This window comes from Pseudomonas sp. SF2 (assembly GCF_036858055.1).
In the GTDB taxonomy this organism is placed as follows: domain Bacteria; phylum Pseudomonadota; class Gammaproteobacteria; order Pseudomonadales; family Pseudomonadaceae; genus Aquipseudomonas.
The window spans coordinates 16,275-29,403 of the sequence record NZ_JAMBDI010000028.1 but is presented as its reverse complement, the minus strand read 5'-3'; the positions used below and the strand labels follow the sequence as shown (position 1 = coordinate 29,403).

The window sequence follows — 13,129 nt, the reverse complement described above, 5'->3', positions numbered from 1 at the left end:
TCGCTTTCCTTTCAGGTACGCAGTGGCTTGATTGCCATGCTGGTATTCGGTGCCACATCGGTGCTTTGCACAGCGCTGGCCGGTCGGCTGTTCCAGTGCGGCAGCAGCACCAGCGCCGAGAACAGGGCACAGCCGGCAAACACGATGAACACCGTGACACCATCGAAGTAACCCGGCAGCAGCCCGCCCAGTACCGCCCCCACCGAGCCGCAGCCATTGACGAAGCCCGCCGCGGTGGCACCGGCCTTGGCGGTGCCGAAGTCGATGGCCGCAGCGCCGCTGATCATCGAGTCCGGCCCGTACAGGGTCAGGCCCATGACGAACAGCAGGACCACCACCAGGATCACGCTGCCGGTGTGCATGGCCGCCATGAATGCCGCCAGGGACACGGTCAGCAGCAGCAGGCTGATGACACAGGCCGGCATGCGCCGGGCGCCGAACAGCTTGTCGGAGGCCAGGCCAATGATGATAGGGCCGAGCAGCCCGGCCAGTTCGAAGGCTGTCGGGATGATCGCTGCACCTACCTTGCCCACCGAAGGCATCTGCTCGAAGACGATCACCGGCCCCCACAGCAGGATGGCGTAACGCGCCGGCTTCAACAGGAAGTACGCCAGCCCCAGGGTCAGCACCGTGCGGTTGCGCAGGATCTCCTTCAGCGGCGCCCACACGCTGCACAGGTTGCCGGCCGGGGCCATGCTCTGCGGCTCGGGCTCCACCGCCGGCAGGCCAACGTCTTCAGGTTTGTTGCGCTGCAGGAAGAAGAACAGCACGGCCACCAGCGCCACCACCGCGGCACTGGAGAAGAACGCCGCATGCCAGGTACCGACCAGGGTATAGGCCCACCAGCCGGCGAACGGCGAGGCCACCAGGCCGCCAAAGGCATAGCAGGAACTCCACAGGCCCAGCACCCGCCCACGCTGCGACGCGGGGAAGAAGCTGCCGATGTTCTTGCACAACCCGGCCCAGCCGGTGGATTGCGCCAGGCCCTGTACCAGCATGCAGGTGGCGAAGATCGGGAAGGTCGCGTAACTGCCCATCACCACCGCCGCGGCAGCAGAAATCAGCAGGCCGCCGAGCACCACCACGCGCGGGCCAAAGCGGTCGGCAAGCATGCCCCAGGTGAACTGGCCCACGGCGTAGGCGGCCAGGTAGATGGCGTCGAGGTTGGCCATGGCGGCCTTGTCGAGCATGAAGCCGGGGTCCTCAGCGATGCCCAGCTTGGCCACCGAGAAGGCCTTGCGGGTGAAGTAGAAGGCGGCGTAGGCCAGCCAGGTAATGGCGAAAATCTGGATGCGCCAGCGTTTGAACGCGGCTAGGGATTGGTTCATGTAAGTCTGACCTCTTGCTCAAGTGTGCCGGCAGAATGTGAAGAAACGCCTGTCTTGTTCTTGTGTTACGCACAGCGATGACGAGGCTGTCATCGGGTCAGATGGCACCGTGTGGGCGCCATGGCCCTGGCGGCGCTTGTGGTGCCTGCGTCGGGCTGACATGCATGGAAACAGTTGCAGTAAGATAAATAAAATCGATTTATCGTATTTCACACATAAGCCCAGCTTGTTACTGAGGTCGTCATGTCGGTTTCCCACGCACAACTCAAGGCCTTCCATGCCGTGGCAGTTCACGGCAGCTTTACCCGCGCCGCCGAGAAGCTGTTTCTTACCCAGCCCGCGGTGTCGGACCAGGTGCGCAAACTGGAGGAGCGCTTCGGCGTGTTGCTGTTCCACCGCAACAAGCGCTCGGTGCAGCTCACCGACCTCGGCGAGCGCCTGCTGGGCATCAGCCAGCGCCTGTTCGCCTGCGAGGCCGAAGCCCATGAACTGCTGCAGGATTCGCGTGCGCTGCACACCGGCAGCCTGGTACTGGCAGTGGATGCGCCAGTGCACGTGCTACCGCAGATCGCCCGCTTCTGCCAGCGCTACCCGGGCATCCAGGTGAAGATCGAGACCGGCAACACCGACGAGTCGCTGGCCCGGCTGTTCAGCTACCAGGCCGACCTGGCCCTGCTGGGGCGGGACGTCGACGATGAGCGGCTGCACTGCCTGCCGCTGCGTCGCGACCCGATGGTGGCGTTCGTCTCCCACCAGCACCCATGGGCCAGCCGTGGCGCGATCAGCCTGGCGGATCTGGACGATATGCCGCTGGTGCTGCGCGAGCCCGGGTCGGTGACGCGGCAGACGCTGGAAGAAGAGATGCAACGGGCCGGGCTGCGGATTCGCCCGGCGATCCAGGTGGAAGGCCGGGAAGCGGCGCGGGAAGCGGTGGTGGTGGGGATTGGTGTGGGGGTGGTGTCGGCGGCGGAGTTTGGTGCGGATGCACGGGTGTGTGCGTTGCCGATCGTCGATTGCCAGCGGCACCTGACCGAGACACTGGTGTGCCTGAGTGAACAGCGCACGCGGCGGGTGGTGGCGACCTTCCTGCAGATGGTGGAGGAAGGGTTGTAAGCCTGTGCCGGCCTCTTCGCGGGTAAACCCGCTCCCACAGATCCCCCACAGTTCTCAGGTTCCGTGGAGTACCTGTGGGAGCGGGTTTACCCGCGAAGAGGCCAGTACAGGCAACCCATCTATGCTGGGAAGAACTCAATTCACAAAACAACTCCTCATGCTCTACCGCCTTGCCGCCGACACCCTGGTCCTGCTGCACCTGGCCTTCATCCTGCTGGTGCTGTTCGGCGGCCTGCTGGTGCTGCGCTGGCGCCCTGCCCTGCTGCTGCACCTGCCGGCCCTGACCTGGGGCCTGGCGGTAGAATGCCTGCACCTGGGCTGCCCGCTGACCACCTGGGAAAACCGCATGCGCAGCGCTGCCGGTGACGCGGGCTATCAGGGCGGCTTCGTCGAGCACTACATCTGGCCATTGATCTACCCCGCCGGGCTGACCCCGCACATCCAGCTGCTGCTGGGCACTTTCGTACTGCTGCTCAACCTCGGCATCTACAGCTACGTGGCCTGGCGCTGGCGCCGCCCTAGCGGGTAGCGATCACGAACAGCCGCGGGAACGGCAACAGCACCTTGCCATCGGTGGCCGGCGGGTAGTCGCGCTGCATCGCCTGCAGGTACATCTGCAGGAAATCCACCTGCTCCTGCGCCTCCAACCGCCCCAGATACGGACGCAAGGCAGAACCCTTGAACCATTCCACCACGGCTTCGGCGCCGCCGGCCAACGGGTGATGGTAGGTGGTACGCCACACATCCACCCGCGCACACAGCGGGCTGAGCAGGTCGTAGTAGAACGCCGCGTTGTGCCGTGGCGGCAGCTGGAAATCGGCGAACTTCGCCGCCCAGGGACCCTGGCTGGCGATTTCGCGCAGTTGCCGATGGGCCGGCTCGTCGAGGTTGTCCGGGGTCTGCACGGCCAGGCTGGCACCTTCGCTCAGCTGGCGCACCAGGTGCGGATACAGCGAGGCATGGTCAGGTACCCATTGCAGCGAGGCATTGGCCAGGATCAGGTCCTGCGGCTCGGGGGCGGACCAGCCTGCAATGTCACCAATGACCGTGCGCACGCGGGGGATGCACAGCCGTTTGCGCTCGCGGGCCTTGTCGATCATGTCCGGGTCGCTGTCCAGGGCCGTCACCTGAGCATCCGGGTAACGTTGCAGCAGCACCTCGGTGGAATTGCCGGGGCCACAGCCCAGATCGGTGGCGTGGCGGACCGGGCGTGGCGGCACGGCGGCGAGCAGGTCGCGCACGGCGCGCGTGCGTTCGTCTTCGAACTGGGAATACTGGGTGGCGGACCAGGCCATGTGAAGCTCCTTTGGGCGGGCAATGTGTTCAGCATATGCCATCTGCCCTGTTCTGATAGGTCTGACGCGGTCCCACAAGCAAAACGCCAGAAGTCCGAGGGAAAACCCTGGCCCAACAACACAAAACGGCCGGCCCCCCCAGGGAGCCGGCCGTTTTGAGAAGCGCGTGACGTTTAGTGCTGCTTGCCAGTGCGGATCTGGTGCACCACACCCATCGCCACCACGACTGCTGCGGCGATACCGGTGGAGATCACCAGGATCTGGTAGTCAGGCATGAAGGCCATGGTCACCAGGGCGGCCACGATGAACGCGATCACCAGGTAGGTGAGCCACGGGAACAGCCACATCTTCAGACGCACTTCCTTGCCTTCGGCGATCAGCTTGCGGCGCATGCGCAGCTGCGAGAAGGCGATCACCAGGTACACCAGCAGGGCGATCATGCCGGTGGTGTTCATCAGGGTTTCCAGCACGTCTTTCGGGCGCAGGGTCTCGCTGAAGTTGATCAGTGCACACACCACGGCCACGGCGCACGACCCCATGATCGCGTACACCGGTACACCGGTGCCGGCGCGGGTGATCTTGAAGAACGACGGCGCGTCGCCACGCTGGGCCAGGGAGAACAGCATGCGCGAAGCGGTGTAGTGGCCCGAGATCAGGCAGCTGCTCACCGAGGTCAGCACCACGAAGTTCATCAGCAGCTCGGCATAGGGCACGCCCAGCAGTTCCAGGGTGCGGCGGTAGGCGCCATAGCCGGAAACGCCCAGGTACGGGTCGTTCCACGGTACCAGGCAGACGATCAGGAAGATCGAACCCACGTAGAACAGGCACACACGCCAGACTACCGAGTTGGTCGCCTTGACGATCTGCGCGGCCGGGTCCTTGGCTTCGGAAGCGGCGATGGTAACGATTTCCGCGCCGAGGAAGGCGAACATCACCCCGAGCAAGGCACCGATCACAGTGGTGATGCCGTTGGGCATGAAGCCTTCTGCGGTGAGGTGGCTGATGCCACGCACTTCACCGAACTGCCAGATGTTCAGCACGGCAGCGGTACACACGATCAGGAAGCAGACGATCGCGATCACCTTGATCAAGGCGAACCAGAACTCGAACTCACCGTAGTGCTTGACGTTGAAGAAGTTGACGGTGATCAGCAACAGGGTCGTGGCCAGCACGAACACGTTGACGCTGACGTCGGGGAAGAAACCATGCAGGATCTTGCCCGCCACATAAGCTTCCCAGGCCATGAGGATGACCCAGTACCACCAGTACAGCCAGCCGATGGTGAAACCGGCCCAACGGCCGATGGCGCGATCGGCGTAGGTGGAGAACGAACCGGTGTCTGGCGAGGAAGTCGCCATTTCACCCAGCATGCGCATGATCAGTACCACCAGGATGCCACCTGCCAGGTAGGCCAGGACAGCGGCTGGGCCGGCGCTGTGAATCACGCTGCCGGAACCGACGAACAAGGCGCCGCCGATAACCCCGGCGATCGACATCATCGTCAGGTGGCGCGACTTCAGCGAGGCACTGAGCTTGCTCTCGTGCCCGCTTTTCGCGGTGGTGGTTGTGGATGTTGCGTCCATCAGTTGTGTACCCCGTGCTTCTTTTTATCCAAGGAAAACTGTGAAACCCCGATGGCTGGCGGTTTCACGTACATCAGTGCTAATGCGCGCAGGATGGTGTGAGCGAACACACGCAGGCCTTCCATGGCGGCCTGCTGACGCGCCCCAGGGCAGGCGCCTGGGGCGAACTGAACATGCTTTAGGTGGCGATATCTGACACCTAATGTAAAAATGTCCGACGAAGAGAGCCATGCACAGTGGCATGAAACTCGCACTGCACTGTACAGGTCGCCCATGCAATACACCTTGCAAACGCCGGGCGATACGCACCCTGAAGGCCCCGAATGTTCGAATTACATCCAGACTCCTCGACCCCGCTGGTGAACCAGATCATCGACGGGCTGCGCGAGCTGATCGACAACCAGACCCTCAAGCCAGGCGCCAAGGTACCCTCGATCCGCGCCTTTGCCGCGAGCTATTCGGTGAGCACCTTCACCGTGGTCGAGGCCTACGACCGCCTGGTCGCCCAGGGCCTGCTGGTGAGCCGGGGCAATGCGGGGTTCTTCGTCAACCGCGCGGCGGGCGAATTGCTGGACCAGCACAATGCCGAGGCCGACACCAGTCGACCAACGTTCAACTCCGAGTGGTACCTGCAGCAGATCTTCGAAATCCGCCAGTTGCCGTTCAAGCCGGGGTGCGGCTGGCTGCCCAACGACTGGATGTACGAAGACGGACTGCGCCGCGGCCTGCGCCAGGTGGCCGGCAGCCCGCTGGAGCTGTCGGGCTACGGCGACCCCATGGGCCTGCCGGAGCTGCGCGCGCTGACCGCGCAGAACCTGCAGCAGGAACTGTCGATCGTCGCCAACCCGGCGCAACTGATGCTCACCCACGGCGCCAGCCAGGCCCTGGACCTGGCCGCGCGTACGCTGGTGCGCCCGGGCGATGTGGTGCTGGTGGACGACCCCGGCTACCCCAACCTGATGAGCATCCTGCGCACCCAGGGTGCGACCCTGGTCGGCGTGCCGCGCACACCGGCCGGCTACGACCTGAACCAGCTGGAACAGTTGCTCAGCCATCACCGCCCCACTGCGTTCTTCACCCAGCCGCACCTGCACAGCCCGACCTGCTCGCGCACGCCGCTGCCGCAGCTGCACCGCCTGCTGCAACTGGCCAGCCAGCACGGTTTCCGCCTGGTGGAGAACAACCTGTACGCCGACATGGTCGCCGAGCCGCAGCCGTGCCTGGCCAGCCTCGACCACCTGCAGCAGGTGGTGTACGTGGGCAGCTACTCCAAGAGCATTTCGCCCAATGTGCGCGTTGGCTACATGCTGGCCAACCCCGAACTGATGCAGAAGCTGCTGCACCTGAAGATGCGCTCGGGCCTGACCACCTCGCAGGTGATGGAGCGTGTGGTGTATGCCGCGATCATCGACGGCCGCTGGCGCAAGCACCTCAAGCGCCTGCGCCAGCGCTTGGCCGAAGCGCACCAGGAAGTTGGCCGGCACCTGCATCGCTTGGGCTTCGAGTTGTTCATCGAGTCGGATGAAGGGATGTATATCTGGACCCGCCACCCGGCGATTCCGGACAGCGCGGCGTTGCTGGATGATGCGCTGGAGAAAGGCATCATGCTCGGGCCCGGGCAGTTGTTCATGGTCGATGCCAAGGCGACCGGGTGGATGCGGTTCAACGTGGCGTTCAGCACCGAGCCGGCGATGTGGGAGTTGCTGGAGAAGGTATTGGTGAAGCATGTGCGGCGGGGTGGGGTGTAACAGTTTGCGGGGTGTTCGCCACAACACTTTCAGCGCCTGAGAGATCGANNGCCCGCGCGGCGCTCGATCTCTCAGGCGCTGAAACTGTCATGGCAAGCACCTGTCAGCCCCGCCCCTCCTTATCGCCAGTCCGCCTTGTCAGCAAAAAACGCCTGCGCATTCGCCTCCAGGCTCTCCAGGTGATACCCCCCTTCCTGCACGATCAGGCACGGCAAGCGCATCGCCCGAATCCGTTCGCCCAATACCGCAAACCCTTCCGTCGTCACCGCCACCTTGCTCTGCGGATCCAGCTCGTAGATATCGAACCCCAGTGACAACACCAGCACCTCGGCGCCAAAGTCCTTCACCGCAGCGAGTGCAACCTCCAACTGGCCCATGAAGTCCGCTTCGCTAGCCCCATGCGCCATCGGCAAGTTCAGGTTGTACCCCTCCCCCGCACCACTGCCACGCTCATCCTCGAACCCGGCCACACCCGGGTAGAAGTTGGTCGGGTCACCATGCACCGACACATACAGCACATCACTGCGATCGTAGAAGATCTCCTGAATCCCCTGCCCGTGATGCATGTCGGTATCGAGAATGGCCACGCGGCTGTAGCGGCTGCGCAAGGCCTGGGCAGCAACGGCAGCGTTGTTGATGTAGCAGAAACCACCCGCAGCATCGAACCGCGCATGGTGCCCAGGAGGTCGGCACAGCGCATAGGCCGCCGGTTCCCCATCGAGAATGGCCTTTGCCCCGGCCACCGCGCTTTGCGCAGACCAATAGGCCGAGCGCCAGGTGTTTTCACCTACAGGGCAGCTACCATCCGCAAGGTAGCGCCCTGCCTGGGCGAGGATGCCGCGCAGGGCGTTGGGCTCACGCACGAAGATGTTGGACATGACCTCGTCGCCCCAGTCCTCGGGCACTTCCTTCCAGCGCGCATGGGCCTCTTCGAGGAAGGCCAGGTAGGCCTCGCCATGCACAGCCTTGAGCGACTCGAGGCCGGCATCCTCAGGCTGACGGATGTCGAAGCCTAGGTCCCTGGCCGCCTGCAGCAGACGCCGGGCGCGCTCGGGGACTTCCTGCGGGGTGCGCATGGCGCCGCGCGAGTAATAGCTACGGGGGTGGTGCAGCAGTTGTTCGGGATGGAAGTAGCAACGCATCAGGCTTCTCCTTGTTCGATACGGCCCGCGCGGGCCAGCACGGCGTTGAGCAGTACATCGGCACCCTGGCGGGCGTCGTCGGGCAGTACGTCTTCGGCTTCGTTGTGGCTCAGGCCGCCGACACAGGGGATGAACACCATGGCGGTCGGGCAGTAGCGGGCCAGCAGGATGGCGTCGTGGCCGGCGCCGCTGACGATCGACTGCTGGGCATAACCGAGGCCGTCCACCGCCTGCTGCACAGCGGCTACGCAGTCAGCGTCGAACGGCGTGGCCGGGCTGACCCAGTGGCGCTCGATACGCACCTGCAGGCCGCGCTGGTTGGCGATGGCTTGCAGCTTCAGGGTCAGGTCACGCTCCATGGCCTCGATGGCTTCATCGCGGTGGTGACGCAGGTCCACCGTGAAGCGCAGCACGCCGGGGATGGTGTTGCGCGAGGACTTGGCGATAGAGAGTTCGCCCACGGTGGTCAGGCCTTGCGGCGCGAAGTCGGCGGCCAGTTGCTCAACGGCCTGGATCATCTGTGCAGCGCCGTACAGGGCATCCTTGCGCAATGACATCGGCGTGGTACCGGCATGCGCCGCCTGGCCCTCGACGGTAACGTCCAGCCAGCGGATGGCCTGCCCGCCGCTGACCACACCGATGGCCTTGGCGTTGTCTTCAAGGATAGGGCCTTGCTCGATATGCGCCTCGAAATAGGCAGCGACCTGACCGCCCAGCGGGCGCTGGCCGGCGTAACCGGTGCGTTGCAGTTCGTCGGCGACGCTGATGCCATCGGCGTCGCGAATGGCCAGCGCTTCGTCCAGCGCGAGGGCGCCGGTGAACACCGCCGAACCGAACATGGCCGGGGTGAAGCGGGCCCCCTCCTCGTTGGTCCATACGGCGATTTCCAGCGGTTTGCGCGTCTGGATGTTCAAGTCATTGAGCCGGCGTACCACTTCGAGCCCCGCCAACACACCGTAGACGCCATCGAAACGACCGCCCTCTGGTTGGGTGTCGAGATGGCTGCCCATCATCACCGGCGCTGCAGCCGGGTCGCTGCCAGCGCGGCGGGCGAACAGGTTGCCGATGGCATCCACAGTCAGCGTCAGGCCGGCTTCGCGGCACCAGTGGCTGAACAGTTCACGGCCAGCCTTGTCGTCGTCGCTCAGAGCCAGGCGACAGCTGCCGCCACGGGCGGTGGCGCCAATTTCGGCCATGGCCATCAGGCTCGCCCACAGGCGTTCGCCATTGCTTTTCAACATGTGCGGGTACTCCAGAATAAACGGTTCGATCAAGCCAGCTCCAGGCGCTGGCTACGGGCATACTGGCGCGCAAGGGCGAGCACGCAAACCAACGAGATAGTGGCGATCAGGGTGTAGAACAGCGCCATCGGCCACCACTGACCGCTGAAGGTGTGGGCCAACCAGGTGCCGATCAGCGGGGTCAGGCCGCCAGCGATGGCGCCGCAGATCTGGTAGGCCAGGGAAATGGCGGTGTAGCGCACGCGGGTGTCGAACATGCCGCTGACGTAGCCGGCGATTACCGCGTAGAACGACGCCATGCACGCGGCTGCCAGGGCGATGCCGAGCACGATCAGCGGGCCTTCGCCAGAGCTGACCAGCACGAACATCGGGTATGGCGAGGCCATGGCCAGCAACGCAACCAGGGCCAGGAAGCGGGTAGCGCCGAGCTTTTCCGACAACCACGCGGCCAGCGGCTGCACGCAGAACTGGATGATCGCCACGAAGAACAGGCACTCCAGGATCAACGAACGCTCCAGGTGCAATTGCTGGGTGGTGTAACTGATCATGAAGGTGTTGGTGAAGTAGACCCCGGCAATGCCCAGGGTATTGGCGCCGATGCACAGCAACAGCGGGCGCCAGGCCGTGCGCAGCACTTCGAATGCCGGAGCCTGCTCCTTGCGCCGGGCCTTTTCCGCCTGCTCGCGACTGGCGATGAACTCGGGCGATTCATTCACCCCAAGGCGGATTGCCAGGCCCACCAGCAGCAACAGCGCGCTGGCCAGGAACGGCACACGCCAGCCCCAGCTCATCAGGTCTGCTTCCGGCAGGCGGGTGACCGCGCCGAAGGCCAGCAGCGACAGGATCAGGCCCGCCGGGCTGCCCAACTGGGCGAACGAGGCAAAGAAGTTGCGCCGGCCCTTGGGCGCATGCTCGCCGGCCATCAGCACCGCCCCGCCCCATTCGCCGCCCACGGCAATGCCCTGGACGATGCGCAGCAGGATCAGCAGTACCGGCGCGATGGCGCCGATTTGCGCGTAGGTCGGCAGCAGGCCGATGCCCACGGTGACGATGCCCATCATCAGCAAGGTGATGACCAGCGACTTCTTGCGGCCGATACGGTCGCCCACATGGCCAAAGACGATGCCACCCAGCGGCCGGGCGAAGAAGCCGACGGCGAAGGTGCCGAACGCGGCCATGGTGCTGAACAGGCTGTTGTCGGAGGGGAAGAACAGCGCGCCGAACACCAGGGCGGCGGCGGTGGCATAGATGTAGAAGTCGTACCACTCGATCATGGTGCCGATGAATGCGGCGGCGGCGGCACGGCGTGGTTGGGGGGAAGCGGTGGGCTTCATGGGGGCTCCTTTGCTTGTTGTTCTGGCAGGAGTTGTCGGGGGCACGGTGGCGCTCTTGTGGCGCTTGGCCTGCTGGTCTGGTGTTGGCTTCTTCGCGGGTAAACCCGCTCCCACAGGGATTGCACAAGGTCTGCAAGCGCTGCAGTACCTGTGGGAGCGGGTTTACCCGCGAAGAAGCCAGCACCGATGCAACAGGCCTCAATACCTGCGATTTATCGGCCCGGGGCTATGATTAGTCAATTTTCTATTTATTATTCGCACTATTAGCCTTGCTTATTATCGAGCCCCGCCATGCCCGACCGCCTGCTCAACGACCGCCTCGACTGGAACCTGCTGCGCACCTTCCGGGTCATCGGCCAGGAGCTGTCCATCAGCCGCGCCGCCGCCCGCCTGCACCTCACCCAGCCGGCAGTGAGCCAGGCACTCAAGCGCCTGGAGGAGCAGCTCGGCCGCCAACTCATCGCCCGTCGCGGGCCGCGCTTCGTGCTGACGGAAATGGGCGAGCAGCTGTTCCAGCTTGCCGGCGAGGTCTATGGGCAGATGTCGCAGATCGGCGGCTTGCTGGAGCAGCCGGCGGACGAACTGGTGGGCAAGGTACGCCTGTTGATGATCAGCCGTATCGTCAACGAACGCTTCGACGACTTCCTCGCCGATTTCCACCGCCAGCACCCGCGGGTGGAGCTGGAGATCGACGTGATGCGCAGCTCCGACATCGTCGCCGCCTTGCAGGAAAAAACCGCCACGGCGGGCCTCAGCCTGAACCGGCGTGCGCAGCCACGGCTGGAGCAACGGTTGTTCCTGCGCCAGCGCTATGCGTTCTTCTGTGGCAAGCACCATGCCCTGTTCGGCCAGGACGAAGGCGACCTGCAGCGGGAGAACTTCGTCAGTTTCACCAGTGACCAGATTGGCGGCATGCTGTCGCCACTGACCATTTTCCGCGACCAGCAAGGGTTTGCCGGGCGGATCGTGGCGTCGTCACCGAGCCTTGAAGAAGTGCGCCGGCTGGTGATTGCCGGGTTTGGCATAGGTTGCCTGCCCGAGCATGTGGTGGCACCGGATGTAGACGCCGGGTTGCTGTGGAAGCTGCCGCCGCAGGAAGGGATTGCCGATGTGGATATCCACCTGTTGTGGAACAGGGAGCAGCGCTTCAGCCGCGCGGAAGAGGTGTTTATCGAGGCGTTGCAGCAAAGCCTTGACTGAACACAGAGGTGAGGCGGGCCAGCACTGGACACAATGATGGCCAATTAGTAGCATCCAGGCCAACTGAACATTACGGACAATCTCAGTCATGGATCGAACTACCGGGATCATCAAGCGCCCTATTCATCACCCCATCCGCCCCTTGATCACCTGGGAAGAAGCATGGAAAGGACCCGACGAGGGCTTGATCCGCTGCTGGGAGATTGGCCGTGAGCGGGCTTTGGCCCAACCAGAACTTGCCCGGCACTGCGCCGATGGCGCACTCCCGGTGCTAGGTTGGAAAGGTGGCCATGATCGCGCATTGAAGAAACCGATGAAGTACGGTTCGTTCAAGTACCTGGCGCAATGGCAGGGCCTTCGCGGCGAGGATCTGTTCATCGATACGCGAACAGAGCTCACCCTGACCTGTAATCACACCGGCATGCTGACAACGTTCACACCGGACCAGGAAAAATACGCCAACGCTGTGATGCTGATGGAATAGCAACGAGGAACGGTAAGCGAAGCGCATTCGTAGCGCGCGGCGTTTGCAGGATGGCTACACCACTGATGATGTTTACCGCTTCTGAGCGGATCGATACACCTCGCTACGCTCGCGCTTGCCAACCGATACCACCACTACAACGATACGCTCGTCCTCGACTCGATAGACGAGGCGATATCCAGAGGCCTTGAGCTTGATTTTGTAGTGGTTCGGCAGGTCACGCAGCGCGTCGGCCTGTACCTTGGGTGACTGCAGGCGCTCGGCGAGTTTTTTCTTGATCTGTTCGCGCACGGTGTGGCCTAGCTTGCCCCACTCTTTCATTGCCGAAGGCAGGAATTCGAGTTTATAGGTCATCCAGGGAAACCGGTACGCCTTGTTCACCCAGCCTCGACTTTGCCAGTTCGCTCAATTCGAGATCTTCCAAGCGTTCCATCATGGCCTCGTACAGTTCGGCCGGCACCATGTAACCCATCACGCGGTTGTGATTGAGCACGGCGACGGGCATACCCGCAGCGCCGGTCATCACCGCGGATGGGTTCTTTTTCAGTTCCGACACGCTTACAGCCACGTCAGCGAATATGTTTTGCATGTTTGCACCCTCAATAGAGAGCCATATTTTGGTTCATATATAGGACACAAACAAGCACATCGATTGCAGCTT

General features: G+C 63.6%; 14 protein-coding genes. 5 read left to right on the top strand and 9 right to left on the bottom strand.

Annotation, left to right across the window (positions count from 1 at the left end; translation table 11 throughout):
* Positions 1–11 precede the first annotated feature (11 nt).
* On the bottom strand, positions 12–1,328 hold the full coding sequence (locus tag M2S36_RS17180; RefSeq protein WP_333957498.1) for an MFS transporter: 1,317 nt from the start codon (positions 1,326–1,328) through the stop codon (positions 12–14).
* Between the two features lie 243 nt (positions 1,329–1,571).
* On the opposite strand from M2S36_RS17180, the gene M2S36_RS17175 reads away from it, so the two are divergent.
* Together M2S36_RS17175 and M2S36_RS17170 are read left to right on the top strand one after the other, a co-directional pair.
* Positions 1,572–2,441: a LysR substrate-binding domain-containing protein gene (locus tag M2S36_RS17175; protein ID WP_063913748.1), complete on the top strand. Its 870-nt coding sequence runs from the start codon at positions 1,572–1,574 to the stop codon at positions 2,439–2,441.
* Positions 2,442–2,598: 157 nt separating this feature from the next.
* Complete coding sequence (locus M2S36_RS17170) at positions 2,599–2,970, top strand: DUF2784 domain-containing protein (protein WP_207836240.1); 372 nt, start codon at positions 2,599–2,601, stop codon at positions 2,968–2,970.
* On the opposite strand, the gene tam is transcribed toward M2S36_RS17170, so the two are convergent.
* From tam to M2S36_RS17155, 3 genes are all read right to left on the bottom strand, one after another.
* A complete protein-coding gene (gene tam / locus M2S36_RS17165; protein ID WP_063913750.1) occupies positions 2,960–3,736 on the bottom strand; it encodes a trans-aconitate 2-methyltransferase in 777 nt (258 codons plus the stop codon). The two genes, M2S36_RS17170 and tam, sit on opposite strands and share 11 nt — an antisense overlap.
* A gap of 173 nt (positions 3,737–3,909) precedes the next feature.
* Positions 3,910–5,319 carry an amino acid permease gene (locus M2S36_RS17160; RefSeq protein WP_207836243.1) on the bottom strand — a complete coding sequence of 470 codons (1,410 nt, stop codon included), beginning with the start codon at positions 5,317–5,319 and terminating at the stop codon, positions 3,910–3,912.
* Entirely contained in the window at positions 5,319–5,594 is a 276-nt protein-coding gene (locus tag M2S36_RS17155) for a hypothetical protein (RefSeq protein ID WP_333957497.1), read from the bottom strand. Before M2S36_RS17155 ends, M2S36_RS17160 begins: the two co-directional genes overlap by 1 nt.
* A 48-nt stretch (positions 5,595–5,642) precedes the next feature.
* On the opposite strand from M2S36_RS17155, the gene M2S36_RS17150 reads away from it, so the two are divergent.
* Positions 5,643–7,067 carry an aminotransferase-like domain-containing protein gene (locus M2S36_RS17150; protein ID WP_063913751.1) on the top strand — a complete coding sequence of 475 codons (1,425 nt, stop codon included), beginning with the start codon at positions 5,643–5,645 and terminating at the stop codon, positions 7,065–7,067.
* Positions 7,068–7,186: 119 nt separating this feature from the next.
* Here M2S36_RS17150 and M2S36_RS17145 read toward each other — a convergent pair whose 3' ends face one another.
* From M2S36_RS17145 to M2S36_RS17135, 3 genes are read right to left on the bottom strand one after another with little or no spacing between them, the layout of a single operon-like run.
* Positions 7,187–8,209 (bottom strand): histone deacetylase family protein, encoded by a 1,023-nt coding sequence (locus tag M2S36_RS17145; RefSeq protein WP_207836245.1) that lies wholly within the window; start codon positions 8,207–8,209, stop codon positions 7,187–7,189.
* Positions 8,209–9,450: a Zn-dependent hydrolase gene (locus M2S36_RS17140; protein WP_207836298.1), complete on the bottom strand. Its 1,242-nt coding sequence runs from the start codon at positions 9,448–9,450 to the stop codon at positions 8,209–8,211. Before M2S36_RS17140 ends, M2S36_RS17145 begins: the two co-directional genes overlap by 1 nt.
* 29 nt (positions 9,451–9,479) lie before the next feature.
* Positions 9,480–10,784, bottom strand: a complete 1,305-nt coding sequence (locus tag M2S36_RS17135; RefSeq protein ID WP_333957496.1) for an MFS transporter — start codon at positions 10,782–10,784, stop codon at positions 9,480–9,482.
* A 291-nt stretch (positions 10,785–11,075) separates the two neighbouring features.
* Between M2S36_RS17135 and M2S36_RS17130 the strand changes: the two genes are divergently transcribed.
* Together M2S36_RS17130 and M2S36_RS17125 are read left to right on the top strand one after the other, a co-directional pair.
* Positions 11,076–11,984, top strand: a complete 909-nt coding sequence (locus M2S36_RS17130) for a LysR family transcriptional regulator (RefSeq protein ID WP_063913754.1) — start codon at positions 11,076–11,078, stop codon at positions 11,982–11,984.
* 88 nt (positions 11,985–12,072) lie between these two features.
* Complete coding sequence (locus tag M2S36_RS17125; RefSeq protein ID WP_063913755.1) at positions 12,073–12,468, top strand: hypothetical protein; 396 nt, start codon at positions 12,073–12,075, stop codon at positions 12,466–12,468.
* Positions 12,469–12,540: 72 nt separating this feature from the next.
* Here M2S36_RS17125 and M2S36_RS17120 read toward each other — a convergent pair whose 3' ends face one another.
* Together M2S36_RS17120 and M2S36_RS17115 are read right to left on the bottom strand one after the other, a co-directional pair.
* A complete protein-coding gene (locus M2S36_RS17120) occupies positions 12,541–12,822 on the bottom strand; it encodes a type II toxin-antitoxin system RelE family toxin (protein ID WP_233687996.1) in 282 nt (93 codons plus the stop codon).
* Positions 12,812–13,057, bottom strand: coding sequence for a type II toxin-antitoxin system Phd/YefM family antitoxin (locus M2S36_RS17115; protein WP_063913757.1), 246 nt, complete (start codon positions 13,055–13,057; stop codon positions 12,812–12,814). The genes M2S36_RS17120 and M2S36_RS17115 overlap by 11 nt, the downstream gene beginning before the upstream one ends.
* Between the last annotated feature and the right edge of the window lie 72 nt (positions 13,058–13,129).

What these genes read in the sequence shown, in the direction of transcription:
- M2S36_RS17155 (WP_333957497.1), bottom strand. Translation starts at nt 5,594, where the DNA reads ATGGGCGACCTGTACAGTGCAGTGCGAGTTTCATGCCACTGTGCATGG.
- M2S36_RS17125 (WP_063913755.1), top strand. Translation starts at nt 12,073, where the DNA reads ATGGATCGAACTACCGGGATCATCAAGCGCCCTATTCATCACCCCATC.
- M2S36_RS17170 (WP_207836240.1), top strand. Translation starts at nt 2,599, where the DNA reads ATGCTCTACCGCCTTGCCGCCGACACCCTGGTCCTGCTGCACCTGGCC.
- M2S36_RS17120 (WP_233687996.1), bottom strand. Translation starts at nt 12,822, where the DNA reads ATGACCTATAAACTCGAATTCCTGCCTTCGGCAATGAAAGAGTGGGGC.
- M2S36_RS17115 (WP_063913757.1), bottom strand. Translation starts at nt 13,057, where the DNA reads ATGCAAAACATATTCGCTGACGTGGCTGTAAGCGTGTCGGAACTGAAA.
- M2S36_RS17150 (WP_063913751.1), top strand. Translation starts at nt 5,643, where the DNA reads ATGTTCGAATTACATCCAGACTCCTCGACCCCGCTGGTGAACCAGATC.
- M2S36_RS17180 (WP_333957498.1), bottom strand. Translation starts at nt 1,328, where the DNA reads ATGAACCAATCCCTAGCCGCGTTCAAACGCTGGCGCATCCAGATTTTC.
- M2S36_RS17175 (WP_063913748.1), top strand. Translation starts at nt 1,572, where the DNA reads ATGTCGGTTTCCCACGCACAACTCAAGGCCTTCCATGCCGTGGCAGTT.
- M2S36_RS17140 (WP_207836298.1), bottom strand. Translation starts at nt 9,450, where the DNA reads ATGTTGAAAAGCAATGGCGAACGCCTGTGGGCGAGCCTGATGGCCATG.
- M2S36_RS17135 (WP_333957496.1), bottom strand. Translation starts at nt 10,784, where the DNA reads ATGAAGCCCACCGCTTCCCCCCAACCACGCCGTGCCGCCGCCGCCGCA.
- M2S36_RS17130 (WP_063913754.1), top strand. Translation starts at nt 11,076, where the DNA reads ATGCCCGACCGCCTGCTCAACGACCGCCTCGACTGGAACCTGCTGCGC.
- M2S36_RS17160 (WP_207836243.1), bottom strand. Translation starts at nt 5,319, where the DNA reads ATGGACGCAACATCCACAACCACCACCGCGAAAAGCGGGCACGAGAGC.
- M2S36_RS17145 (WP_207836245.1), bottom strand. Translation starts at nt 8,209, where the DNA reads ATGCGTTGCTACTTCCATCCCGAACAACTGCTGCACCACCCCCGTAGC.
- tam (WP_063913750.1), bottom strand. Translation starts at nt 3,736, where the DNA reads ATGGCCTGGTCCGCCACCCAGTATTCCCAGTTCGAAGACGAACGCACG.